The sequence below is a fragment of the Rhizobium sp. AC44/96 genome, assembly GCF_001692185.1.
In the GTDB taxonomy this organism is placed as follows: domain Bacteria; phylum Pseudomonadota; class Alphaproteobacteria; order Rhizobiales; family Rhizobiaceae; genus Rhizobium.
On record NZ_LXKO01000037.1, the window covers coordinates 16,242 to 41,269 of the forward strand.

Genomic DNA, 25,028 nt, shown 5'->3' on the forward strand with positions numbered 1-25,028 from the left:
AAATCAGCATTGGAGAATCCGAAGATGGACGTTCGCGCCGCCGTTGCCGTACAGGCAGGAAAACCGCTCGAAGTGATGACCGTACAGCTCGACGGCCCGAAGGCCGGCGAAGTTCTGATCGAGGTCAAGGCCACCGGCATTTGCCACACCGACGATTTCACGCTGTCGGGCGCCGACCCGGAAGGCCTGTTTCCGGCCATTCTCGGCCATGAGGGCGCCGGCGTCGTCGTCGACGTCGGTCCCGGCGTCACCTCCCTGAAAAAGGGCGACCACGTCATTCCGCTCTACACGCCGGAATGCCGCGAATGCTATTCCTGCACCTCGCGCAAGACCAATCTCTGCACCTCGATCCGCGCCACTCAGGGCCAGGGCCTGATGCCTGACGGCACCTCGCGCTTCTCGATCGGCAAGGACAAGATCCACCACTACATGGGCTGCTCGACCTTCGCGAACTTCACCGTGCTGCCGGAGATCGCGCTCGCCAAGATCAACCCCGACGCCCCCTTCGACAAGGTCTGCTACATCGGCTGCGGCGTGACGACGGGCATCGGCGCTGTCATCAACACAGCCAAGGTGGAGATCGGCTCGACCGCGATCGTCTTCGGCCTCGGTGGTATCGGCCTTAACGTGCTGCAGGGTCTGCGCCTTGCCGGTGCCGACATGATCATCGGCGTCGACATCAACCCGGATCGCAAGGCCTGGGGCGAGAAGTTCGGCATGACCCACTTCGTCAACCCAAAGGAAGTCGGCGACGACATCGTGCCCTACCTCGTTAACATGACGAAGCGCCATGGCGACCTGATCGGCGGCGCCGACTACACCTTCGACTGCACCGGCAACACCAAGGTGATGCGCCAGGCACTCGAATCCTCGCATCGCGGCTGGGGTAAATCGGTCATCATCGGCGTTGCCGGGGCCGGCCAGGAAATCTCGACGCGTCCGTTCCAGCTGGTCACCGGCCGCAACTGGATGGGCACGGCCTTTGGTGGTGCACGCGGCCGCACCGACGTGCCGAAGATCGTCGACTGGTACATGGAAGGCAAGATCCAGATCGATCCGATGATCACCCACACGATGCCGCTTGAAGACATCAACAAGGGCTTCGACCTCATGCACAAGGGCGAATCGATCCGCGGCGTGGTGGTCTATTGATGATTGCCAACGGAAGGCGGCCCTGTGCCGCCTTCCGATGAGGTTTGTTCCATGATTTACGTCGACGCAGACGCCTGCCCGGTCAAGCCGGAAATCCTCAAGGTCGCCGAGCGCCACGGTATCGAGGTGACATTCGTTGCCAATTCCGGGCTACGCCCGTCGCGTGATCCGATGGTGCACAACGTCATCGTCTCCAATGCCTTCGATGCGGCCGACAACTGGATTGCCGAGCATGCCGGTGCGGGAGATGTCGTTGTCACGGCCGATGTGCCTCTCGCGGTTCGCTGCGTCGCCACCGGCGCTTTCGTCAGTGGCCCAAGCGGCCGTGTCTTTGATGACACCAACATCGGTATGGCCAGCGCCATGCGCGATCTCGGCGCACATCTCAGGGAAACCGGTGAAAGCAAGGGCTACAATGCAGCCTTCAGCCCGAAGGACCGCTCCCGCTTCCTCGAAACATTCGACCGGCTCTGCCGGCGCGCCAAAGCCATAACTCCAAAGACCGGAGACTAATATGAACATCATCTCCCAGACGACCGCCTTCGGCGGGATGCAGGGCGTTTTCACGCACACGTCCGAGGCCTGCAAATGCGACATGACATTTGCCGTCTTCGTGCCTCCGCAGGCTATCAAGGAGCCGCGGCCGGTTCTCTGGTATCTCTCGGGCCTGACCTGCACCCATGCCAACGTCATGGAAAAGGGAGAATACCGCAGGATGGCCGCAGAACTCGGCCTCATCATCGTCTGCCCCGATACCAGCCCGCGCGGCAACGACGTCCCGGACGAACTGACGAACTGGCAGATGGGCAAAGGCGCGGGTTTCTACCTCGACGCGACCCAGGAGCCGTGGTCAGAAAACTACCAGATGTACACCTACATTACCGAGGAACTGCCGGGATTCGTTAGTCAGCACTTTCGGATGGACATGAGCCGCCAAGGTATTTTCGGGCATTCGATGGGTGGTCACGGTGCCATGACGATCGCGCTGAAGAACCCTGACCGTTTCAAGAGCTGCTCGGCTTTCGCGCCGATCGTCGAACCGTCGACAGCCGCTTGGTCCGCGCCGGCGCTCGAAAAATATCTCGGTCAAGATCGCGCGACCTGGCGGCAGTATGATGCCTGCGCCCTCGTTCAGGACGGCGCGCGTTTTCCGGAATTCCTGATCGATCAGGGCAAGGCTGACGGTTTCCTCGACAACGGCCTGCGCCCATGGCTCTTCGAAGACGCGATCAAGGGCACGGACATCAAGCTTTCGCTGCGCATGCACGAGCGCTACGACCACTCCTACTACTTCATCTCGACCTTCATGGACGATCATCTGAAATGGCACGCGGAGCGGCTCGGCTGAGGAAATAAGCGGCTGAAAATGAGATCGGCCCCTGAGGGGGCCGACCAAACGACGCGTTCGTCCCAAACGCATCCAAGTACCACAACGGCGATGAACGCCGCGGGGCAAGCCCGCGGCAGCAGATCACGCGTTTCGCTTGTCTATTGCGAACGCACCTGCACCTGCGAAGACCAGGAACAGGAAGATGAAGCAATAGAGGATCGCTTCGGCGCCGTGGTTGACGGCCGGGTAGAAGCCCATCGGGGCATGCGCCATGAAATACGCAACAGCCATCTGCCCTGCCAGGATGAAGGCAACCGGGCGCGTCAGGAAGCCGACGAGGATCGCCAGTCCGCCGATGGTCTCGAGCAGAGCGGCAAAGATCATCAGCGGCGGAAGCGCACCACCTTCACCTTGGGGGATCGGGAAGGCAAACAGTTTCATCGTGCCATGCTCGATGTAGAGCAAGGCGGTGATGATCCGCAGCGCAGCAAGCGCGTAGGGCTGATACGCGTTGAGGCGTTCGAAACTTGGCATTAAGACTCTCCTTAGGTCAAAAGACAGAGGAGCGTTAACGTTATGGCAGAACACAAAGAAGTCACGATTGGTCGAACTCCGATCACATCCGCTTGATTTCTTATCGTTTTCCCCGATTTGTTCATTCTATAGGGGAATGTTGTCGTGTTTCTTCCAGGGATTGCTTAGATCCTTGTTGCGAAGCATCTTGAGACCCCGCGCCAGCCGCCGTCGAGTCGAGTGCGGCATGATCACTTCGTCGATATAGCCACGTTCGGCCGCCACGAACGGAGACAGGAACCGGTCTTCGTACATCTTCGTATGAGCAGCGATCTTCTCCGGATCGGCACTGTCCTTCCGGAAGATGATCTCGACCGCCCCTTTGGCGCCCATGACCGCGATCTGCGCAGTCGGCCAGGCATAGTTCAGATCCCCACGAAGATGCTTGGATGCCATGACGTCATAGGCACCACCGAACGCCTTGCGGGTGATGACCGTTAGCTTCGGCACGGTGGCCTCCGCATAGGCAAACAGCAGCTTGGCGCCGTGCTTGATCAGGCCGCCATATTCCTGCGCAGTGCCGGGCAGAAAGCCCGGAACGTCGACGAAGGTGACGATCGGAATGTTGAAACAATCGCAGAAGCGAACGAACCGGGCCGCCTTGCGGGAGGCATCGCTGTCGAGCACGCCGGCGAGCACCATCGGCTGATTGGCGACAAAGCCCACCGTCGCGCCCTCGATCCGCCCGAACCCGCAGACGATATTCTTGGCGAAACTTGCCTGGATCTCGAAAAAATCACCCTCGTCGACCGTCTTGTGGATCAGTTCCTTGATGTCATAGGGCTTCTGAGCATTAGCCGGAACCAACGTATCGAGCGAGGTGTCGGCATCGGTCACCGACTGGTAACATTCGATTTCCGGCACTGGTGAAGTGTTGGATTGCGGCAGCAGATCGATCAGGCGGCGAACCTGAAGCAGGGTTTCGACATCATTGTCATAGGCACCGTCGGCAATCGACGAGCGCGTCGTATGGATCGTCGCGCCGCCTAGTTCCTCGGCCGTCACGGTCTCGTTCGTCACCGTCTTCACGACATCCGGACCGGTCACGAACATGTAGGACGTGTCGCGCACCATGAAGATGAAATCGGTCATCGCAGGCGAGTAGACGTCGCCGCCGGCGCACGGTCCCATGATCACTGAAATCTGCGGGATCACGCCGGAGGCCAGCACATTGCGCTGGAAGACTTCGGCATAGCCGCCGAGTGCCGCCACGCCCTCCTGGATACGCGCGCCGCCGGCATCGTAGATGCCGATGATCGGCGCCCGGTTCTTCAGCGCCATGTCCTGGACCTTCATGATCTTTTCGGCGTGCGCTTCCGAAAGAGATCCGCCGAAGACCGTGAAATCCTTGGCGAAGACGAAAACGGTGCGACCGTTGACGGTCCCCCAGCCGGTGACGACGCCGTCACCGGCGATACGGCTCTTGTCCATGCCGAAGTCGCTCGACCGGTGTTCGACGAACATGCCGAACTCTTCGAAGGAGCCTTCATCGAGGAAGAGGTCGATGCGCTCCCGGGCCGTCAGCTTGCCGCGGGTGTGCTGCGCGTCGATTCTTTGCTGCCCACCGCCCTGTCGCGCGATGTCCCGCCGACGTTCGAGTTCTTCGAGAATTTCCTTCATGGGCACTCCTCGCCGCGCAAGCGGCTTCTGATTTATGCGTGACCGGCGTTCAGCGAGAAAATCGAACGGATTCGTCCGGCAATATCCTCGGCCAGGATTTCGTCTGCTGCCGCCTTGTTGTTCGAGAGGCTCGTCACGCTGAATGAGCTGACCGCAATGACGGAACCGTCTTCGACCGAAGCGGCATCGACCGTAACTTTGGCAATGTATTGCCTGCCGTTATAGCCCTGCCCTTTTTCGGCTGAGAGAATACGAATAGTCAGGATCACGCGTGGATAGACGTCCGTGCGGACGGTTGCGTTGATCGCGGCGTTGACCCGGTCGCCCACGCCTGCCAGCAGCGGCGCGGGCATATTGGGACCGGCAAGGACGACCGCGCTGCGGACGTCATAAATCGGGCCGGGCTGTCCCTTCGAAAACAAGCTGCCGCAGGACGTGAGCGCAATACAGACCAGCGCCATCCGCAAAAAACACGACCTAAGCAAACTCATCTCGAAAAACCCGCATCCGCCCCATGAGAGTCGCAGATTTCGCGATAAAAGCCGTCAAAGCAACCGGTTTTTAGCCGTTGACGGCCAAAAAAACATCAACGGCGGCTTTGAAGTCGGTGAACCGCTGGGCTCGCCGCTGTTCAGCCTCTTCGTCGCTACCCCAATGCTCGATGGTCCAGTCCTCATCGAGGTGAGCGAGCGACCAGATCTCGTCTGGTGGCAGCAACTGTTCGGCGAAAGCGAGTGCCAGCAACGCCGAGCCGGTCAAGGTCGTGATCGTATGCAATGCGGTCAGCTTCGTCGCGTCGTCATGCTTGCGCAGGGCCGCTGAAAAGGCGGAGATCGCGTCTCGGGGCTGTTCGTGGTGCATCACGCCTTCGACGAGAATGAAGCGGGCGCCGAGTTCATTGGCCGCCCAATCGAGCACCGGATCCCAGCGCTCGGTCTGCCGCTGAACCAGCGCCTCAGGCCCCTCGGCACGGTAGCAGAGCATGTCGCTGGTCGAAAAGCGCAGGATGTCTTCGAAAACCGCCTGCGTGTCTGTCGCGACACCGTCGAGTGCCGTGTTGACGAGGCGCGTCACCGGCATCGTGGCAGGGTCAATGACTTCCGTCTGCGCCTGCCACTCGGTTGCCACCAGCTCGGCCAGCGTCCGCGTCGAAACCGTCAGCGTGTGCCGGGCCGGTGTCCGGACGGCCTTGCCGTCGAGTTCGATCGCAAACCCTTCATCACCTTCCGAGATCGTGACGGTCTTGTAGAAGCGCTTCGGCAGCGGCTTCTTCATCTGGATCTGTCCGCGGCGAACGGGATCGGGATGGCTCAGGCCAGCGGTTGGGTCGTTCAGCAGATCGCGCATGGCATTACCTCAGGAAAAATGCTTCAGAATGTCGCCTGGATGATAGGCGATGCTATCGGCGCCGGCGGCAACCAGGTCATCGACGCTGGCATAGCCCCATGAGACGCCAACCGCAGTCGCCCCGGCAGCCTTGGCCATCTGCATATCGTAAATGGCATCGCCGATGACAATGGTGTCGGCGGCATTCATGCCGGTTTCGCTGCAGCACTCCGCCACCATTGCCGGGTGTGGCTTTGAAGGGCAATCGTCCGCAGTGCGCGAAACGACGAAGTGCGGAGCAAAGCCGTGCTTTTCCAGCACATGCACCAGCCCGCGCCGGGATTTCCCGGTCACAGCGCCGATCAGGATTTCGTCCCGACCCGCAAGCGTCTGGATCAGCGGTTTGATGCCGTCGAAGAGAACCACATCCATGCCGGGCTCGCCCCTGACGTCGGTGTAGATCGCCTTATAGTGGGCAGTCATGGCAATCGCTTCGTCGTCGACATGCGGCTTGCCCTGCATTCGGGCAATCGCGATGTCGAGCGTCAGGCCGATGATCGACTTCGTTAGCGAGACGTCAGGCCTGTCGTAGCCGAAATGTACGAAGGTCCGCGCCATCACCTCATGGATCAGCGCGGCGCTGTCGACCAGCGTGCCATCGCAATCGAACAGAGCGAGTTTCATTCGTAGTCTTCCCTGTCTGCGGATGCGAGATCGAGGCCGAGCAGGTTCCAGGTCTGGACCATGTGCGGCGGCAGCGGCGCGGTGACGCGCAGTCGGCCACCATTCGGATGCGGAATGTCGATCTTGCGCGCATGCAGGTGCAGCTTCTTCTGCACCCCGCCGGGGAACGGCCAGTTGATGTCGTCGTCGAAATACTTGGGATCGCCGATAATCGGATGGCCGATATGCAGAGCATGGACGCGCAGTTGGTGCGTGCGGCCGGTATAGGGCTCCATCTCCAACCAAGCTAGGTTCTGCGCCGCCGTCTCGCGGACACGGTAGTACGAGATCGCGTGATCCGCGCCCTCCTCGCCATGCTTGCAGACCCGCATCCGGTCGCCATCGGGCGTCTGTTCCTTGACCAACCAGGTCGAGATCTTGTCCTCGTGCTTGCGCGGCACGCCCTTGACCAGCGACCAGTAGGTCTTCTTGGTGTCGCGCTCGCGAAACGCCGCCGTCAGCTTCTGTGCCGCTCCGCGGGTGCGGGCGATCACGAGCACGCCCGAGGTATCGCGGTCGAGACGGTGCACCAACCGCGGCTTCTCGCCCTTCGGGCTCGTCCAGGCCTCGAGCATCTTGTCGATATTGCGCGTCACGCCGGACCCGCCCTGCACGGCAAGGCCGGCCGGCTTGTTGAGCACGATCACCTTGTCGTCCTCGTGCAGAACCATGCGCTGCAGGAGCTCATAATCACCACCATGCTTGAGGTCGTGGCTGGCGATCGGCCCACTCTTCGACTTGGCATCGACATCGAGCGGCGGCACGCGAACCACCTGCCCCGGCTGCACGCGCGCATCGGTCTTCACACGTCCACCGTCGACACGCACCTGGCCGGACCGAAGAAGCTTCTGCAGCGGCCCGAAGCCGAGGCCGGGGTAATGGATCTTGAACCAGCGATCGAGCCGCATGCCCGCCTCGTCCGGTTCAACCGTTATATGTTCAATGCCAGCCATTCGTGATCTTTCGGAAAGAGTTGCGCGCGCCGAGCGCCGCCTTTGCCGCTGGCTTTAGAGCATTTTTCGCAAAAACGGAAACCGGAATCTCAGATGAATGCGCGCATGACCGCAAGCCCGGCAAACACCGCCGCCATCGAAAGCCCGACGCTGGCAACCATATAGATGGCGGCCGAGGCGATCGCGCCGCGCTCGAATAACGAGATGGCGTCCAGGGAAAAGGCGGAAAATGTCGTGAAGCCGCCGAGAAAGCCGGTGATGAGCAATAGCCGCAGCTCCGGCGAGGCATTGAAGCGTTGTGATATCAGCTCCGCGAGCAAGCCGATGACAAAGCAGCCGACGACATTGACGGTCAGCGTCCCCCAGGGAAAGTGCGGCCCCATCAGTCGGAGCGACCACTGCCCGACATAATACCGAAACACCGAGCCAATTGCGCCGCCGAAGCCGACGAGAAGTGCTTAAGTCATGCTGATTGTCTAGCGCAGCTCAAATGAACTGCCAATGGAGTGAAACGCCTGGGAGTTAAAAGCCCGGTTTGGTCATCTAGTAGCTGCATGGCCGGTCGTTGTTAAACCCGAGGGCGCACGCCGAGTTCAGCGACCGGTTTGGGTCCGTGTTGCTGGCCGTGGATGTGCAACCAGTGAGCATGCCGACCGGCAAGATAAGTGCTGCGGCCAGCATCAGTGTGCGGAATCTACTCATCTGAACGCTTCCTTCGAAGATTGACGCGCGGGTTGCTGCAGTCTGTTGCGTCCGATCGGATAGTAAAACGAGAAATACCAAAGTCGTTAGGCCGAATTTAGGGCACTCTACATCCAAACCAGAAACTGAGTATCGGAAACATCTAGAATATGGGCGGATTTCGATAATATTTTAGTGATCTTCTTAGCGAGGCGAAAACCCGCGCAAGTGTAAATCTGTCCTATGACAGTTCTAGTTGGTTCCATTTCAGCAAGCACCGCCGCAGCGGCGATAGAAACACTGCGCATCCCGCAGCGTGTTGCAACGAGCACGGCAGCCAAGGAAGCGCGCCGTCTGGCCGAACGGCAGGCGAAGGCCGACAGCGGTCAGGACGTCGACGAACCGACGAGCATCATTCACTCCACCGAAGTTGCTCTCGATCTGATGACGATGGGACAGAGGCAACCGCAGGCCGGTTTGAAGCAGGCCCTCAAGTTCTACGAAGAAGACTGATAGAAAACCCGGGCTCGTTTGTTCGCACCCGGAGGCCCGCGACAAAAATTTGTTCGGCGGCGACATTCCCCCTTGCCAAGCACCGCCATCGCCAGATAATTGCGCTCGACCCTGTTGGGAGAAGCCGGTCTGTCGCGATCGGTGCCGAAGGAGCAACCGCCCCGGAAACTCTCAGGCCAAAGGACCAGCAAGGGGCAGACGGAACTCTGGAGAGATGCGTTCTTTGAAACGCGCGCCGAAGGGATAACAATCTCAGGCAAAGGGACAGAGGGGGCTCGAAAGACAAGGCGCAGTCGCGTCTTCAGATTTGAGCCCGCGCATGGAATCCACGCGCAAACCCCGGAGGCGTCCTTGGACGATACTGCTGCCCTGAAAAAAACCCCTCTGCATGACCTGCACCTGTCGCTCGGCGCCCGCATGGTACCCTTCGCGGGCTATGACATGCCGGTGCAATATCCGGCCGGCGTCATGAAGGAACATCTGCAGACCCGCGCAGCCGCCGGTCTCTTCGATGTCTCCCACATGGGCCAGGTCGTCATCAAGGCGAAGTCGGGCAAGTATGAAGACGTCGCGCTTGCGCTGGAAAGCCTCGTTCCCGTCGATATCCTCGGCCTCGCCGAGGGACGCCAGCGCTACGGTTTCTTCACCGATGAAAACGGCGGCATCCTCGACGACCTGATGATTACCCATCTCGACGACCACCTCTTCGTCGTCGTCAACGCCGCCTGCAAGGACGCCGACGTCGCGCATCTTGAGAAGCACCTCTCCGCCACCTGCGACATTACGGTGCTCGACCGCGCGCTGATCGCTCTGCAGGGCCCTCGCGCTGTCGAAGTCCTTGCCGAACTCTGGGCCGATGTCGCCGCCATGAAGTTCATGGACGTCCGCCACTGCCGCCTGCACGACGTCTCCTGTCTCGTCTCGCGTTCCGGCTACAGCGGCGAAGACGGCTTCGAGATCTCCATTCCCGCTGACAAGGCCGAGGATGTCACCAAGCGGTTGCTTGAGCATCCCGACGTCGAGCCGATCGGGCTCGGCGCCCGCGACAGCCTGCGCCTGGAAGCCGGGCTTTGCCTCTATGGCAACGACATCGACACCACGACGACGCCGGTCGAAGCAGCCCTCGAATGGGCCATGCAGAAAGCCCGCAAGACAGGCGGCGCCCGCGCCGGCGGCTTCCCCGGTGCCGCACGCGTCCTCTCCGAGCTCGACAATGGCGCGCCCCGCCGCCGCGTCGGTCTGAAGCCCGAAGGCAAGGCACCCGTGCGTGGCCATGCCAAGCTTTATGCCGATGCCGAGGGCAAGACCGAGATCGGCGAAGTTACGTCAGGTGGCTTCGGCCCGAGTGTCGAAGGCCCCGTTGCCATGGGCTATGTGCCCGTTTCCTACGCCGCACCGGGTACCGAAATCTACGCCGAGGTACGTGGCAAGTATCTGCCGGTCACCGTCAGTGCCTTGCCCTTCGTTGCGCCGACCTACAAACGCTGAACCATTTCCAGAGAGGACAAACAATGCTGAAATTTACCGAAGAACACGAGTGGCTGAAGATCGAAGGCGGCGTCGCGACGGTCGGGATCACCAATTATGCCGTCGACCAGCTCGGCGACCTCGTTTTCGTCGAACTGCCTGAAGTTGGCGCGACTTTCGGCAAGAACGACAACGCAGCAACGGTCGAATCCGTGAAGGCTGCTTCCGACGTCTATTGTCCGCTGGATGGCGAGATCACCGAAGTGAACCCGGCCATCGTCGCCGATCCGTCGCTGGTCAATTCCGACCCGCAAGGCGCCGGCTGGTTCTTCAAGCTGAAGCTCGCCAATGCCGCCGATGCCGATGGCCTGCTCGACGAAGCGGCCTATAAGGAGCTCACCGCGTAATGACGACGCCGACCGAATTCCAGTTTACCGACTACCAGCCCTACGACTTCGCCAATCGTCGTCACATCGGCCCTTCCCCGGCCGAAATGACCGATATGCTCAAGGTCATCGGCTATAACAGCCTCGACGGGCTGATCGACGCGACCGTCCCGCCCTCCATCCGCCAGAAGGCGCCGCTCCTCTGGGGCGCGCCGATGACGGAGCGCGAGGCGCTGGACAAGCTGCGCGAAACCGCCAACAAGAACAAGGTCCTGACCTCGCTGATCGGCCAGGGTTATTACGGCACGATTACGCCGCCGGTCATCCAGCGCAACATCCTGGAAAACCCCGCCTGGTACACGGCCTACACGCCCTACCAGCCGGAAATCTCCCAGGGCCGCCTCGAGGCGCTCCTGAATTACCAGACGATGATCTGCGACCTGACCGGCCTCGACGTCGCCAACGCCTCGCTGCTTGATGAAGCAACGGCTGCCGCCGAAGGCATGGCGATGGCAGAGCGCGTCTCGAAGTCGAAGGCCAAGGCCTTCTTCGTCGACGCCGCCTGCCATCCGCAGACGATCGAGCTGATCAAGACCCGCGCCGAGCCGCTCGGCTGGAGCGTCGTCATCGGCAACCCCTTCACCGATCTCGACCCAGTCGACGTCTTCGGTGCCATCTTCCAGTATCCTGGCACGCACGGCCATGTGCATGATTTCACCGGCCTGATCTCGCGCCTGCACCAGACCGGCGCAATCGCCATCGTCGCCGCCGACATCCTGGCGCTGACGCTTCTGAAGTCGCCAGGCGAAATGGGCGCCGACATCGCCATCGGCTCGTCGCAGCGCTTCGGCGTTCCCGTCGGCTACGGCGGACCGCATGCGGCCTACATGTCGGTCAAGGACGCCCACAAGCGCTCCATGCCCGGCCGTCTGGTCGGCGTTTCGGTCGATGCCCGCGGCAACCGCGCCTACCGCCTGTCGCTGCAGACCCGCGAACAGCACATCCGCCGCGAAAAGGCGACGTCGAACATCTGCACCGCGCAGGTTCTGCTCGCCGTCATGGCCTCGATGTACGCCGTATTCCATGGCCCCAAGGGGATCAAGGCGATCGCCCAGCAGGTCCACCAGAAGGCCGTGCTGATGGCCAAGGGCCTGGAAAAGCTCGGCTACACCATCGAGCCTGAAACCTTCTTCGACACCATCACCGTCGACGTCGGCCACATGCAGGGCGTCATCCTTCGCGCCGCCGTCGCCGAAGGTGTCAACCTGCGCAAGGTCGGCGCCACCAAGATCGGCATGTCGCTCGACGAGCGCACCCGCCCTGCGACGCTGGAAGCCGTCTGGCGCGCCTTTGGCGGCAACTTCGCCGTCGCCGATTTCGAGCCGAGCTACCGCCTGCCGAAGGGCCTTGCCCGCACCAGCGAGTATCTCACGCATCCGATCTTCCACATGAACCGCGCCGAAAGCGAGATGACGCGTTACATCCGTCGTCTGTCGGACCGCGATCTGGCGCTCGACCGATCGATGATCCCACTAGGTTCCTGCACGATGAAACTCAATGCCACGGCGGAAATGCTGCCGATCACCTGGCCCGAGTTTTCGGATATCCATCCCTTCGTGCCGGCTGATCAGGCCCTCGGTTATCGCGAGATGATCGACGACCTGACCGAAAAGTTCTGCGCCGTCACCGGCTACGATGCCTTCTCCATGCAGCCGAACTCCGGCGCGCAGGGCGAATATGCGGGACTGCTCACGATCCGCAACTACCACATCGCCAACGGCAACGGCCATCGCGACGTCTGCCTGATCCCGACCTCGGCGCACGGCACCAACCCGGCCTCGGCCCAGATGGTCGGCATGAAGGTCGTGGTCGTCAAGGTTCGCGACAACGGCGACATCGACCTCGACGACTTCCGCGCCAAGGCCGAGCAGCATGCGGACAACCTCTCCTGCTGCATGATCACCTACCCTTCGACGCATGGCGTGTTCGAGGAAACGGTGAAGGAGATCTGCGATCTCGTGCACAAGCATGGCGGCCAGGTCTATCTCGACGGCGCCAACATGAACGCCATGGTCGGCCTGTCCCGCCCTGGTGACATCGGCTCCGACGTCAGCCACCTCAACCTGCACAAGACCTTCTGCATCCCGCATGGCGGCGGCGGTCCCGGCATGGGCCCGATCGGCGTCAAGGTGCACCTCGCTCCTTTCCTCCCGGGTCACCCCGAGAGCGACGGACGCTCGGGTGCCGTGTCGGCAGCAGCCTTCGGCTCGGCATCCATCCTGCCGATCTCCTGGAGCTACTGCCTGATGATGGGCGGCGAAGGCCTGACGCAGGCGACCAAGGTGGCGATCCTCAACGCCAACTACATCGCCGCCCGGCTGAAGGGCGCCTACGACGTGCTCTACAAGTCCGAGGCAGGCCGCGTGGCGCATGAGTGCATCATCGACACCCGCCCGCTGGTCGACAGCGCCGGCGTGACCGTCGACGACGTCGCCAAGCGCCTGATCGACTGCGGCTTCCACGCGCCGACCATGAGCTGGCCGGTAGCAGGCACGCTGATGATCGAGCCGACTGAATCGGAAACCAAGGCCGAACTCGACCGCTTCTGCGAGGCCATGCTGGCGATCCGCCAGGAAGCCCGCGACATCGAGGAAGGCCGCTCCGACAAGACCAACAACCCGCTGAAGAACGCCCCGCACACGGTCGAAGACCTGGTCGGCGAATGGGATCGCCCCTATTCGCGCGAACAGGCCTGCTTCCCCCCCGGCGCCTTCCGCGTGGACAAGTACTGGTCCCCGGTCAACCGCGTCGACAACGTCTTCGGCGACCGCAACCTGATCTGCACTTGCCCGCCGCTGGAAGCCTACGCCGAAGCGGCCGAGTAAGGACACGACATCGAAACGCCCGGCTTTGTCCGGGCGTTTTGCTACCTGCTCGCCCGGCAGATGCCCGGACTTACAAGGCTGCATAAACACGAGACCAGCACGCGCCATGCCGGAACACCAAGCCTTCCATTATGTCCGCTCGGTAGCCACCGGCGACCGACCACCGCTCCTCCTCCTGCACGGCAGCAGCCGCGACGAGACCGAGTTGCTGCCACTGGCCGGCAATGCAGCGCTAGGCCGGCCATACCTGTCACTGCGCGGTGGCATCGACTGGGACGGTGGCTACGCCTTTTTCCGCCGCAACGCCGACCGCACGCTCGACAGAGTCGACCTCGCGCTGCAGACCGGACGTCTCCATGACTTCATCGCGACCGCTCTCGAAACAGGTCTGATCACCCACCCGCCAATCCTCGTGGGCTTCTCGAACGGCGCGATCATCGCTGCCTCCCTCCTGATCCGCGATCCCGCATGCGCCGCGGGTGCTATCCTCATCCGCCCATTATCGCCGGACCTCGATACGCTCGTGCCCGACATGCCGGCTAAACCGATTTTGGTTCTCGCCGGCGAATATGACGACCGCCGTGCGCCTGAGGACGCCATCCGCGTGGCGGCGCAGTTCCAGGGCGCCGGAGCCAGTGTTGTCAGCCACACCTCGCCCACCGGTCACGATCTTCACGACCGCGAGTCCGCCATCATCGGAGACTGGCTCGCGCAAACGTTCTTTCCGCTTGTCGTGGAGAAACAGCCCCGCTAAGGAACGCCACACTTTCCAAGAGAACAGGCGACCAGTCCCATGGCAAAATCCGACGGCGATCTCACCCAGCAGCCCTGGTCGAAGCCTGTAATGCTCGCATTTGAAGAGCCCGGCCAGTACGTTACCATCGCCACTACGCAGGCGGCGTCCTGGGCAATGATCGAGGACTGGCCGACGGAAGACGGTCCGGCGCTCGACAAGGCTCTGCTCATCTGCGCCGACGTCATCAAAGGCAAACGCACAAACGAGGACGCCCGCAAGGCTTTCATCGCCGCTGCCATCGAGGCCGGGATCGATATGAAAGCCGAGTGAGGCGCGCCGAGCGATGCCAAAGACCGCTGTGAGGTTTGACAAGGCGATCATTGCGGTGCGCGTTCAACTATCCTGAAATTCTCCTGACTAGACGCCGAAGCCGCGATCGCTATCGCGAACATGCGCTTCTACCTTTGTCGCCTCGTATCAGCTCTCTCGATCGGAAGCGTAACCGGATGAGTTGCAATTCGTATTGCGTCGGGAAACGCTGCGAAATGCGTCCACGATTTCTCGTTGTGTCATGTTACGTGACGGCAAGACACCTATTTCTACTCTATTCTCGATACGATACATTATCGTATCTATGAATATTTTGACTTTTCAATTGATTAACAGTATTAGTGTCTCATCATTAATGCATTGTTCGGATCAACAGCATCTATATTTGGTGTTTTGGACTTGATGGAACTGCACTCGCGTCCTGATCTGGCAGTTGCAACGAGCGCTGTTTTCAGCGGTTTCGATGATCCGTTAGTCCCCACGATTTTCCACGAAGAGTGGTGGTTGGACGCCGCCACGCGCGGGCGCGTGAACTACGTCGAGGTGGCAGACGGCGGCCGTACGGTCGGGCGAATGCCGTATCTGGTTGCGCAGCGTTATGGGATAACCAACTCCAACATGCCGACCCTGACCCATTTCCTCGGACCAGGAATAGATGACGGCACAGGTAAGGTCACAAACCGTTCAGTCAAGCGCCAGAACATCACCCAAGAGCTCATTCGAAAGTTGCCGCCTCTCTCGTCCTTTCGCCAGAAACTGCATAAGGGCGTGCGAGATGCATTGCCGTTCCAGGCCGAAGGCTATGACGTTTTTGTTCAATTTACCTTCGAAGTGACAGCGGCTCCCGCATGCACGATCTGGGAATCCATGCGCGACAAGACGCGGAACGTCATCCGGCGCGCCGAAGAGTCGCTCCGCGTTCGCATGAACATGGAGCCGGAAGAGTTCATCCACTTTTCGAAAGGTAATCTTGCGGCCAGGGGCATCTGTGCAAATATCGATTTTGCAATTTGCACCGATATCATGACGAAGGCGCTGGCGCGTGGGCGCGGTTGCATCTGGGCTGCAGAGGACCAACAGGGCGCCACCAAGGCAGCGATCCTTTGCGTTTGGGACCGACGGGCGTGTTACTACTTGATGTCGACGCGCAGCATCGACAGTGGCAATGGCGCAATTCCGTTGCTGATTTGGAGCGCAATCCAAATGGCGTCGTCCATGGGGCTCGTCTTTGATTTCGACGGGGTTAGCAGCAAGGGAGCGATCCTGTTCTTTTCAGGCTTTGGCGGCGAGACAACGCCGCGCTACATCGTTTCCCGCTCGTCCAGATATTATCAAGTTCTACGGCAGATACGCCGGCTTGATCCACTCGTCGTAAACTACTTCACTTAAGCCGCTGCGTGCGCAATGCGGCTGCATGAGCGCCAGATCGCTCCTTGAATTCCATCAATCGGGCACATGCTTCACGAGGATCTGAGTGTGCAGCATCGGTGCCGCCTCCGGTCCGACAAGCGTCCCATAATCGGCAAGGATCTCCCGACAGCTAGCAAGCAGGCAAAGCGCTATCGCTCAGCAGACGGAAGTCGGCGTAGTCGCTGCGCAGCGCGCTCGCAGAGGGGTTCGCGGACGAGCAGGCGATGTAGGCATCGGTCTTGTGCTTCTCCAGCACTCCAGGCCCGTCCTCATGCGTGGCAAAATCGGCAAATTTCGCCTTCTATCGCTCAAAAGCCGCCGTCAGGCAGCCGCCTGATGTTCTTCCCGTGCGGCTCTCCAGACCTCTTTGGCTGCGTCGAGGTTCATATACGCAATTCCAAGGCCCACGATGAGGTCCGGCCATGCCGAGGACCAGAGGTAGGCCGTGACAAGGCCCGCCGCGATGATGGCGATATTGGCAAAAGCATCATTGCGAGCCGACAGGAACGCCGCCCGCGTCAGTGAGCCGCTGGCATGGCGATAAGCGGAGAGTAGAAAGGCGCAAGCAAGGTTCACTGCCAAGGCACCCAGACCGGTCAAACCAAGCGAGAGTGGTTCCGGCGGCACTGGAGCGAGAACCTTTTGCCAGGCGGTCCAGAGGAAGGCCAGGGCCGGCAGGAGAAGGATCAGCGCCATTGCCATGCCCACCCGCGCACGATTGCGCGCTGACCATGCCATGGCGAAGAAGATGAGGAGGTTGACGCAGGCATCCTCGAAAAAATCGGCACTGTCAGCCAGCAGTGAAGCCGAGCCAATCCGCAGGGCAATGACGAACTCGAAGCCAAAATAGGCAAGATTCGCGAGCGCAACGATAAACACGGCGCGCCGGAGCATAGGGTCAATCGGCTGCAAGATACCTGCCTTCAGAAGTGGCGATCAAAACGGGGGCCGCCTGCTGTATACGATTCAACAATTGGAGACGAGGTGTGTTTGCGAGCTCGATAGACGGCATTTTTGCCCGAGGTGCTGTCCGGCCCAAAACAGTCATGCCTTCCGTGCGGCCGCCTTCGGTTCGAATGGCTCCATGATGACCTTGAGCTCAGCTGGAGCGTCCGCGTCTTCGGTTGTGATCAAGAGGTAGAGGCGATCGTCCCGTCCGCCAATCCGCACATGCACAGAGACTGCCGGACTGTTTGCTTCGAAAGTCCATCTGCCCACGCCAGAGGCCAGCATGCCATCGGATCCGGGCTCGATCACCGCCATCGACCAGCCGGCCCTGCCGAAAATGGCAACTGTCTGGCCATACTGAATGACGCCGACTGAGGACGACGCTTGTCCCGGTTCGCTCCAGCGCCCCGCGAAACTCTGTTCCGCCGCATAGCTGGGAGCGATACCCAACAGAAAAACGATCAGACCAGAGAAACCGGCTTGGCGGCGCAAGCAGCCATAAAGCCACGCAGAGCCGATCCGGACACCGGCGCCTGGACTTCGGCGTGATATAATCGATATCAATCCGGCACGTGCTCCATGATGATCTGCGTGTGCAGCATCGGCGCCGCCTCCGATCCGAAATAGTTCTCCAGCATCGGCAGAAATTCTTCCGAGAGATAGAATGCCGTCAGGGCACGATCGGCCAGCAGGCGGAAGTTGGCGTCGTCGCGCCGCATTGCGATCGCATAGGGTTCGTGGGTAAACAGGCGGTCGCCGATCTCCAGCGCGGATGGATCGCGCGCCCGCTTGGCCAGGCTGGTGAGCAATACCTGATCGGCGATGTAGGCATCGATCTTGTGGCTCTCCAGCGCAGCAAGCCCGTCCTCGTGCGTCGGGAAATCAGCAAGCTTCGTCTTTGACACCTGGGTTGCCAGTGCGTCTCGCAGCGTCGTTCCCGTCGTCGTGCTCGCTCGGACACCGATTATGCGGGTGGAGGCGACATGGTCGCTGACGGCGCGAACGGCCGGCTTTTCGAGAAAGAGCGTCTGCAGGTAGTTGGGCGAATCCTTGCGCAGCAGCGCCGTCGCGCCGGTGAGGAAGATCGGTTGCGAGAAATCGACGATTTCCCGCCGTTTCAGGTTGACGGTGACAGCCCCGCAGAGCAGGTCGACATCGCCGTTCTTCACGGCGTCGAAGCCGTTGGCCAGCGTCTTCTCGATGTATTCGCGCTTCAGCTGCGGGACCTGCCCCTCGATTGCATCGGCGATCTTGCCGCAAAGGTCGATCGCGTAGCCTTTTGGATCGGCGCCCGGCTTGCTTGAGGAAAAAGGCGCCTCGTCGGCAATAAAGCCGATGCGAACACTGCCGCGCTGGGCGATCGTGTCGAGTGTCGCAGCGCCCGCCGCGACAGCAGAAAGCCAAAGGACAAGATTCAGCAGCAGAAACCGTCTCATGCACTGCGCCATGGGCATGATCCTCATCGCCGAAAACGGGCAATCTCGAGAGTATGCACGCAGATTATGGGCTGCCGGCCATTTGTCAACCGAAGCGCACCGCTAGCATTCTTGCAGGCCTGATGAGAGCTACACCGCCGGGTGGTCTAAGCAGCCTCGTCGACCGCATTGACAGAACATCGACGGCATTCCATTGCTGCCGACCGAGGTGGCCGGTCGATGTTTGTATCAGAAGCGTTAGCACTTAGCTCAGCCGTATGCATTGCGCTGAGCTCCATGTTCATCAGTGAGTTAAACGGTCGCGTGCCGCTGATGCGGCTCGCTCGCTGGCAAGTCACGGCAGGCTTCGCAATAACGGCGGGGGTTGCGACCATCACCGGAGGCTGGGCCACCCTGGGATTGTGGCAGGTGGGAAACTTGGCCGCCTCGGGCGTCTTTGGCATCGCGCTTGCAAGCACAACCTATTTCGCTGCGATCTATACGGCAGGACCACGCCTCACGGCCTTGCTCTTTTCCTTGACCTCCCCCTTCGCGCTAATCATGGGCTACCTTGCTTTCGGCGAGACGATAAGCGCTACTCAAGCCGTGGGTGTCGCATTGATCCTTGCCGGCATTGTGATCGCAATCGGCGTTCGCCGGCGCCGGCCGCCGGCAATGATACCGATTGCGGACGCCGAGCCGATCGAATCCGTTCCGGCCAGCGGCCCGTCGCCCTCTCTGCTCGGCATCTCGCTCGGCGTGCTCACCGCCTTCGGTCAGGCCCTGGGAAGCCTCCTCGCCCGCCCTGCTATGGCGTCAGGCGTAGATCCCTTTGCGGCCATGGCCGTGCGGTCCAGCCTGGCCGTGCTGTTCTTCTGGGCATTGCTCGCCTTGCCGAAAATCCGGCGGGAGCTGACGGCGTTTCGCAAGGCCGACCTCGGCATCGCCGTCACCGCAGCATTCTTCGGCACGGCTCTCGGCATGTCCTTGCTGATGGCAGCGCTCAGAACAGGAAACGTCGGCATCGTCTCGACGTTATCCTCCATGACACCCGTCGTCATCCTGCCAATGGTGTGGCTGCGAAGCGGCCAGATGCCACGCGTCCATGCCTGGTGTGGAGCAGCACTGGCCATCGTCGGGACGGCGCTGATCAGCATCGCGTGAGGGATGGCGCAAAAACTCCGTGCTTGCCGGAACCATCAAGCGCCTACGGCTTCCTGTTCTGCTCCCCATCAAGCTCGTAGGTTTCGACATAAGCGCGTTCCGCGGCTCCGAGCGTCGGGAAAAATTGCGCCTCGCCTATTTCCTCGAACACGCCAAAACGTTTCAATTTGCCTTTCACCTCATCGCTGAGCTCGGCAAAGCAGAACGTTACGCCCATTGCTCGAAGATCGCCGATGAATTCGATGAGACTGTCCGAAGATGTAACATCGACGCTGGTGATTGGTTCCGCGGCGATGACCACCCAGTTCACCCGCTCAGGGGCGACCTCTAGCGCCTGGCTCACCCGCTCCTTGAAGAGTTCGGCATTAGCAAAGAACAGGGGCGCGTCCAAACGGAAGAGCAAGAGGCCCTTGATACGCCGAGCCTCCGGATGTCTGATCACATCGACATAGCCGTTGGCACCGGCGTTGCCGAGAACGGCCGAGCGCGGGCGCCAGCCATCCCACAGGAACTCGATGACCGCCATAACCACCGCGATCCCTATCCCCGGAATTGCGCCGAAGATCGCCACACCGGCGAAACACAGCATCGACAGCCAGAATTCCCAACGCTGGATGCGGTAGATCCGCTTGAGGTCGGAGAACTCGAAGAGTCCGATCGCGGCGCTGAGAACGACTGCCGCAAGCGTTGCGTCCGGCAAATTCTGGAGAAGCTTCGGAGCAAGGAGCAGCAACAGCGCGACAGCGATTGCGCCGACGACGCCAGTCATCTGCGTCCTGGCCCCGGCGGCTTCGGCGACGGGTGTACGAGAAGAACTGCTGCTGATCGGAAATCCCTGGAACAATCCGGCCGCGAGATTGGAGGCACCGAGCGCAACCATCTCCTGGTTGGGATCAACCCGATAGCCCATCCGCGCGGCATAGACCCGCGACAGCACGCTCGTATCGGCAAAGGACACCATCGCAGTCGCAAACCCGCCGACCAATACCGGGCCGATATCCGAGACGCCAATCAGGGGTATCCGGAAGGTAGGGAGGCCCGCCGGCAACGGCCCGAGAACGGAGACCACCTCACGATCTGCCAGCTGCAGCACTCCCACGACCACAGTTGCGATAATCACTGCAATGAGAATGCCTGGCACATGCTTGAACCGTTTCAGCACAAGAATGAGGGCCAGCGCTCCCCCACCCAATGCGAAGGCCGCCCAATTGATCCGCCCGGCAAGAATTCCTTGTGCGATTGCCCACAGATCCTGCAGCGGGCCTCCTTTTTCAATCGAGAAGCCGAGAAGCTTCGGTGTCTGACTGATGATGACGGTCAGTGCTATGCCGTTCATGTAGCCATAGCGTATGGGCTTCGAAAGCAGTTCGGTGATGAACCCAAGCCGGGCAAATCCGGCCAGAATACAGACTAGCCCCGACACAATCGCCATTGCGGCCGCCAGGGCGATGGCGCGTGCAGGGTCTCCTCCCGAAAGCGGCAGAACGGTGCCTAGAATGACCGTGGCGAGCGCCGAGTCGGGTCCAAGCACCAATATCCGGCTCGGGCCGAAGATGGCATAGGCGAGCAAGGGCACGATGGTCGCATAAAGGCCGTAGATACCCGGCACCCCGGATGCCACGGCGTAAGCGATACCGACCGGCACCAGCATCGTCGCGAGAACAACGCCCGCAGTGACATCATGGACGATTAAGCCGGGTTTGTACTGTCTGAGAGCTTGAACCCCCGGCACCCAGCGAAGGACACCTTTTTGTGCTAACTCAGACATGTGGTTCGCGCCGCTCCATTCCCGTCACAAATGACGATTGGCCAGACGCCTCCTCCAAGGGGATTTGTAGCATGACGCTGAACCCAGCGCGACTGGACAATAGAAGGCAGTGTCTGGACAGGAAGGCACGACCACTTCATGTCGCGCCTCTATTGTGTCAACGTCTGAGGTTTCAGATCGCCGCCGAGGGTTTCGTCCGCCGGCAGTGGCTTTCGCCTCTTCTGGAGCGGCTGTTCCATGATCGTGACCGGAGCCGCGACGGTCGCCGCTGCCACCGTGCCGATGTTCGTCACTGTCCCCCCAACTACGGCCGTAATGCCTTGGCCGAGCGTCACCTTCGAATCCGTGAGCGTCTGGCCAGTCATCAGCCGCTGGCCGATTAGCTGAACGATCTCCGGGCTCTCTGCAAACTTGCCGTGGTTCAACCCATCCCCGGTCTTTACCTTCGTCAAATCGATCGCCGTGATGCCGGCTTTTTCAAGCTTCGATCGGTACGGTTCTTCGGCTGGATTGATAGCGCCCAGACGGGAGACGCGCCCGGTAATGAAGCTTGAGACAGCAAGCGCTTTGTCATCCTGCGATACAAAGATCGTGAACTTCGGTCGCGGCTCGCCCATCTCGACGAACTGCTTTGCGAAGACTTGAATGTCGATATCCGGGGAAGCCAGGATCACGTTGTGGATCTTCGGATCGACGTGGCCATCGCGGATCCCCATCTGCCGCAGTGATTCCATCGCAAGCCAGGTGCCCATTGAGTGCGCCATGACGGTGATGTCTTTGACATCAGGGTCGGCGGCGAGCGTGCGAAGTGCCTGCTCCAGTGCGGTTCGGGAATAGTTGGTGCTTTCCTTGTCGTATTGGTACGCCGTGATTTCAGCTCGCGACGGCCAGGTGAAAAGCACCGGCGTCGCCTGCATCTTGCTGTCGTTCACGATCTGCGCCAGCCGGAAGACCGAATCCTCATAGGTATTGTTGAAGCCGTGAATGAAAACGAGTGCATGCCCGCCGTTCACGTGCTGTCCAAACCACGCCCTTCCCTGTTCGACGGTGTCTATCTGCTGGACGTTCGTCACAGCAAAATCGGTCGCCGGATTGGGCGGAATTTGCTTCGGCCACTGGACGGTGCCCGGTTCGCGTTTCGGCGGGATCGAGACCGTAATTTGCGTGAGGTGCGGCTTCGCGCTGCGCTCACCGTTGAATAGCGTACCGGGATCTCCGGAGGGCTCGCGGGTCGTCGCAACCAGCATAGCGACCTTGGACGTCGGCGGAGCAGATGCAGAGATCGCAACGGGCGTCATCACGCCATCCGGATGGCCGCAACTCGTCAGAAGCAGCAGAAGAAAGGGTACACTACGTTTTACCATACACGCATTCCAGCTATTGCCCTGGGAGGTCGGGCTTTCACAACTGGACGCTAGCAGCTCACACGGCACTGGGCCTGTAGCATCACGTATTATCTGTACTGCTGGAGCCCTTCATGATGCGGATTTGCCACGCTTACAGACGGACGCTTCTTACGATCCATCATTGGCTGGTGCTGATCTTAAGGGACGCAGACGGGCATGCTTACGCAGCGGCGCGGCGGACCCTCCGGGTCTCGTTGAATGCGTCGTCCCTAGTCGCAGATGTGGCAGGTTTTCGCCACTCAAGCCAACCTGAGTGCCGCCATGTCCCCGCTGCTGAGCGCCGCTATGTTGGCTTCGATCTTGTCGATCGGCCAATCCCACCAAGCGATCTCGAGAAGCTCCGCGACGATCTCGTCTGGATAACGCATCCGGATAATCGCCGCCGGATTTCCGCCCACAACCGCGTACGGCGGTACGTCGCGGGTAACGACCGAAGCGGCAGCAACTATCGCGCCCGCACCGATATGGACACCCGGCATAATCGTCGCGTTCTGCCCAATCCAGACGTCATGGCCCACAACCGTGTCTTTGACAGGCAGATCCTTGTAACCGAAGGTCTCGGGCTTGAAGATGAGAAATGGATAGGTGGTGAAGCCGTTCATTGGATGATTGGCCGAACTGGTGATGAAATAGCTTCCCCGGGCAATCTGAACGAATTTGCCGATCACCAGTCGCTCGCGAACGCCTTGGCCGAGGTAAGGGGCCAGAACCCGTGCGGTGTCTTCCGGCTTTCCAGAGTGCGTGTAATAGCTGAAGTCACCGACCTCCATGCGCGGATGGTCGATGACGTTCTTCAGGTACACCGTATCCCAGTATATGGTGCCGTCGGGCAAGGTAATCGGGTGAACAGCGGTCGCGTCGAGAAGAGGCATGGAGAACCTTTTCAACATGTTGCAAACCACGCCGAAGCACGATCTGGTTGCGCCGGCGGGCTGATTTCAGCTCGATCAGGCTATTGCCTCTCAGCTGCGCAATCCATCGTGAGCCGTCTATCGCTCTCATGAATAATGTTGATGTCGCATCCTCGACGCCCGAATATCTGGTCTGCACGCGACATCCGGCATCTATGTTTGGTGCTCAGCGAGAGCGGGCCGGAGCCGGCAGCGCTTTGCAAATCGCACCAGTGCAAGCGCCCACATCTCTCCAGCCTAGACCAGACCGAGCCGGATCAAGCTTTCGGCGCAGGAAATGATCGCCTCTTCCCTCGACCGGGGAGCCCAGCCGAGAAGACGCTCGGCTTTCTTGCCCGTAGCATTCATGTCGTAGCCAAGCAGCGGGACCACCGCCTTGAGCTGCGCGTTGGTTTCACCGGCGATGCGCACCTGTTCGTCGGGCCAAACCTGCGTCGATACGTTTTCAGCGACCTTGCCAAGGCGTTGGCGCAACAGCTCCGCAACCTCGACCATCCATAGGCTCTCACCGACAGTGGCGAGAAACCGTTCGCCATTGGCCGCGGGGTCGGTCATGGCGCGCAGATGCAGGTCCGCCACGTCCCGCACGTCGACGCAGCAGGAATTGACGTTCACGCACCCCGGTTGCCCTTTCAGCATGTTGGCGATCAACCGGATGGAATGGGAATAATCCGCCCCTAGAGCCGGGCCGTAGACGGCAACCGGATTGACCGTCGTCAGTTCCAGGCCATTGCCCTCCCGCGCGATGAAGTCCCAGGCGGCGCGCTCAGCAAGGGTCTTCGATTTCTGATAGGGCCCAACATTGCGGGTGAGATCGCTCCAGTCCGCCTCGTCGAATGGCCTGCGGTAGTCCGGCCCGTGGCCGACGCCGATGGCCCCGAAGGCCGAGGTCAACACAACGCGCCTCACCCCAGCGTCGCGCGCTGCGCCCAGCACCCTGAGATTTCCGTCAACAGCTGGTCCGATCCAATCCTCTTCGCGCATCTGGTCGCCGGAAGGCGTCGGCGACGCGCCGTGCATGACGTAGGCGCATCCGGCGACAGCCTCCGGCCAGCCGTAATCATCCGTGAGATTGGCGATCACGAAGGACAGCCGGTCTCCAGCGTCCACGCCACCCACCTTAAGATACTGCCGCACCTCCTCTTCCCGTTCAGGCGAGCGGATGGTGGTGCGCACCCGGTAGCCCGCGTTCAGCAGCGCCAGCATGCAATATTGCGCGATGAAACCGGTGCCACCGGTGACGAGTAGAAGCTTGTCGGTCATGTCATGCCTCATAGTTGAATTTGGCCGCATTTTGCTGCGGCCTGTCTTGTTGACCGGAAGGTAGGCAT

At 60.7% G+C, this 25,028-nt stretch carries 25 protein-coding genes, 1 pseudogene and 2 riboswitches; of the genes and pseudogenes, 11 read left to right on the top strand and 15 right to left on the bottom strand.

The window, feature by feature from the left end:
* The first annotated feature begins 24 nt into the window (after nt 1–24).
* Genes A6U87_RS23880 through fghA form a run of 3 tightly spaced genes read left to right on the top strand, consistent with a single transcriptional unit; the run spans nt 25 to nt 2,500 of the window.
* Nucleotides 25–1,152, top strand: a complete 1,128-nt coding sequence (locus tag A6U87_RS23880; protein ID WP_065693813.1) for an S-(hydroxymethyl)glutathione dehydrogenase/class III alcohol dehydrogenase — start codon at nt 25–27, stop codon at nt 1,150–1,152.
* Between the two features lie 51 nt (nt 1,153–1,203).
* Nucleotides 1,204–1,665, top strand: a complete 462-nt coding sequence (locus tag A6U87_RS23885; protein WP_065693814.1) for a YaiI/YqxD family protein — start codon at nt 1,204–1,206, stop codon at nt 1,663–1,665.
* Between the two features lies 1 nt (nt 1,666).
* A complete protein-coding gene (fghA, locus tag A6U87_RS23890) occupies nt 1,667–2,500 on the top strand; it encodes an S-formylglutathione hydrolase (protein WP_065693815.1) in 834 nt (277 codons plus the stop codon).
* A gap of 123 nt (nt 2,501–2,623) precedes the next feature.
* Here the strand turns inward: fghA and A6U87_RS23895 are convergent, their stop codons facing one another.
* The 7 genes and pseudogenes from A6U87_RS23895 to crcB all read right to left on the bottom strand — a co-directional run bounded on the left by A6U87_RS23895 (nt 2,624) and on the right by crcB (nt 8,144).
* Nucleotides 2,624–3,016, bottom strand: coding sequence for a DoxX family protein (locus tag A6U87_RS23895; protein WP_065693816.1), 393 nt, complete (start codon nt 3,014–3,016; stop codon nt 2,624–2,626).
* A gap of 126 nt (nt 3,017–3,142) precedes the next feature.
* Nucleotides 3,143–4,675 (bottom strand): acyl-CoA carboxylase subunit beta, encoded by a 1,533-nt coding sequence (locus tag A6U87_RS23900; protein WP_065693817.1) that lies wholly within the window; start codon nt 4,673–4,675, stop codon nt 3,143–3,145.
* 32 nt (nt 4,676–4,707) lie between these two features.
* A complete protein-coding gene (locus A6U87_RS23905; protein WP_065693818.1) occupies nt 4,708–5,166 on the bottom strand; it encodes a hypothetical protein in 459 nt (152 codons plus the stop codon).
* A gap of 70 nt (nt 5,167–5,236) precedes the next feature.
* Complete coding sequence (locus A6U87_RS23910; protein WP_065693819.1) at nt 5,237–6,022, bottom strand: ATP12 family chaperone protein; 786 nt, start codon at nt 6,020–6,022, stop codon at nt 5,237–5,239.
* A gap of 9 nt (nt 6,023–6,031) precedes the next feature.
* Nucleotides 6,032–6,685 (bottom strand): HAD-IA family hydrolase, encoded by a 654-nt coding sequence (locus A6U87_RS23915; protein WP_065693820.1) that lies wholly within the window; start codon nt 6,683–6,685, stop codon nt 6,032–6,034.
* A complete protein-coding gene (locus tag A6U87_RS23920) occupies nt 6,682–7,677 on the bottom strand; it encodes an RluA family pseudouridine synthase (RefSeq protein ID WP_065693821.1) in 996 nt (331 codons plus the stop codon). Before A6U87_RS23920 ends, A6U87_RS23915 begins: the two co-directional genes overlap by 4 nt.
* 89 nt (nt 7,678–7,766) lie before the next feature.
* Nucleotides 7,767–8,144: pseudogene (gene crcB, locus A6U87_RS23925) on the bottom strand (fluoride efflux transporter CrcB).
* Between the two features lie 457 nt (nt 8,145–8,601).
* Between crcB and A6U87_RS23930 the strand changes: the two are divergent.
* From A6U87_RS23930 to A6U87_RS23960, 7 genes are all read left to right on the top strand, one after another.
* Entirely contained in the window at nt 8,602–8,871 is a 270-nt protein-coding gene (locus tag A6U87_RS23930; RefSeq protein ID WP_065693822.1) for a hypothetical protein, read from the top strand.
* A 105-nt stretch (nt 8,872–8,976) separates the two neighbouring features.
* Nucleotides 8,977–9,064, top strand: a riboswitch (glycine riboswitch).
* 3 nt (nt 9,065–9,067) lie between these two features.
* A riboswitch (glycine riboswitch) is annotated at nt 9,068–9,149 on the top strand.
* A 73-nt stretch (nt 9,150–9,222) separates the two neighbouring features.
* Nucleotides 9,223–10,359, top strand: a complete 1,137-nt coding sequence (gene gcvT / locus A6U87_RS23935) for a glycine cleavage system aminomethyltransferase GcvT (RefSeq protein ID WP_065693823.1) — start codon at nt 9,223–9,225, stop codon at nt 10,357–10,359.
* A gap of 23 nt (nt 10,360–10,382) precedes the next feature.
* Nucleotides 10,383–10,745: a glycine cleavage system protein GcvH gene (gene gcvH, locus A6U87_RS23940; RefSeq protein WP_065693824.1), complete on the top strand. Its 363-nt coding sequence runs from the start codon at nt 10,383–10,385 to the stop codon at nt 10,743–10,745.
* Entirely contained in the window at nt 10,745–13,609 is a 2,865-nt protein-coding gene (gene gcvP / locus A6U87_RS23945) for an aminomethyl-transferring glycine dehydrogenase (RefSeq protein WP_065693825.1), read from the top strand. The genes gcvH and gcvP overlap by 1 nt, the downstream gene beginning before the upstream one ends.
* Before the next feature lie 106 nt (nt 13,610–13,715).
* Nucleotides 13,716–14,363: an alpha/beta hydrolase gene (locus A6U87_RS23950; RefSeq protein ID WP_065693826.1), complete on the top strand. Its 648-nt coding sequence runs from the start codon at nt 13,716–13,718 to the stop codon at nt 14,361–14,363.
* A 39-nt stretch (nt 14,364–14,402) separates the two neighbouring features.
* A complete protein-coding gene (locus A6U87_RS23955; protein ID WP_065693827.1) occupies nt 14,403–14,675 on the top strand; it encodes a DUF982 domain-containing protein in 273 nt (90 codons plus the stop codon).
* Between the two features lie 360 nt (nt 14,676–15,035).
* Nucleotides 15,036–16,064 carry a hypothetical protein gene (locus tag A6U87_RS23960; protein WP_244499564.1) on the top strand — a complete coding sequence of 343 codons (1,029 nt, stop codon included), beginning with the start codon at nt 15,036–15,038 and terminating at the stop codon, nt 16,062–16,064.
* A 151-nt stretch (nt 16,065–16,215) separates the two neighbouring features.
* On the opposite strand, the gene A6U87_RS30610 is transcribed toward A6U87_RS23960, so the two are convergent.
* The 4 genes from A6U87_RS30610 to A6U87_RS23975 all read right to left on the bottom strand — a co-directional run bounded on the left by A6U87_RS30610 (nt 16,216) and on the right by A6U87_RS23975 (nt 18,469).
* Nucleotides 16,216–16,341, bottom strand: coding sequence for a hypothetical protein (locus tag A6U87_RS30610; RefSeq protein WP_275078420.1), 126 nt, complete (start codon nt 16,339–16,341; stop codon nt 16,216–16,218).
* A 65-nt stretch (nt 16,342–16,406) separates the two neighbouring features.
* Entirely contained in the window at nt 16,407–16,979 is a 573-nt protein-coding gene (locus A6U87_RS23965) for a cation transporter (RefSeq protein WP_065693829.1), read from the bottom strand.
* A 150-nt stretch (nt 16,980–17,129) separates the two neighbouring features.
* Nucleotides 17,130–17,483 carry a hypothetical protein gene (locus A6U87_RS23970; RefSeq protein WP_141684043.1) on the bottom strand — a complete coding sequence of 118 codons (354 nt, stop codon included), beginning with the start codon at nt 17,481–17,483 and terminating at the stop codon, nt 17,130–17,132.
* 110 nt (nt 17,484–17,593) lie between these two features.
* Nucleotides 17,594–18,469, bottom strand: coding sequence for an amino acid ABC transporter substrate-binding protein (locus tag A6U87_RS23975; RefSeq protein ID WP_244499565.1), 876 nt, complete (start codon nt 18,467–18,469; stop codon nt 17,594–17,596).
* A gap of 219 nt (nt 18,470–18,688) precedes the next feature.
* Between A6U87_RS23975 and A6U87_RS23980 the strand changes: the two genes are divergently transcribed.
* Nucleotides 18,689–19,612, top strand: a complete 924-nt coding sequence (locus tag A6U87_RS23980) for a DMT family transporter (protein WP_083199669.1) — start codon at nt 18,689–18,691, stop codon at nt 19,610–19,612.
* Between the two features lie 43 nt (nt 19,613–19,655).
* On the opposite strand, the gene A6U87_RS23985 is transcribed toward A6U87_RS23980, so the two are convergent.
* The 4 genes from A6U87_RS23985 to A6U87_RS24000 all read right to left on the bottom strand — a co-directional run bounded on the left by A6U87_RS23985 (nt 19,656) and on the right by A6U87_RS24000 (nt 24,960).
* Complete coding sequence (locus A6U87_RS23985) at nt 19,656–21,380, bottom strand: SulP family inorganic anion transporter (RefSeq protein WP_065693833.1); 1,725 nt, start codon at nt 21,378–21,380, stop codon at nt 19,656–19,658.
* A gap of 149 nt (nt 21,381–21,529) precedes the next feature.
* Nucleotides 21,530–22,744 carry an alpha/beta hydrolase gene (locus tag A6U87_RS23990; RefSeq protein WP_065693834.1) on the bottom strand — a complete coding sequence of 405 codons (1,215 nt, stop codon included), beginning with the start codon at nt 22,742–22,744 and terminating at the stop codon, nt 21,530–21,532.
* A 281-nt stretch (nt 22,745–23,025) separates the two neighbouring features.
* Nucleotides 23,026–23,658 (bottom strand): CatB-related O-acetyltransferase, encoded by a 633-nt coding sequence (locus A6U87_RS23995; protein WP_065693835.1) that lies wholly within the window; start codon nt 23,656–23,658, stop codon nt 23,026–23,028.
* A 276-nt stretch (nt 23,659–23,934) separates the two neighbouring features.
* Nucleotides 23,935–24,960 (bottom strand): aldehyde reductase, encoded by a 1,026-nt coding sequence (locus A6U87_RS24000; protein WP_065694091.1) that lies wholly within the window; start codon nt 24,958–24,960, stop codon nt 23,935–23,937.
* Between the last annotated feature and the right edge of the window lie 68 nt (nt 24,961–25,028).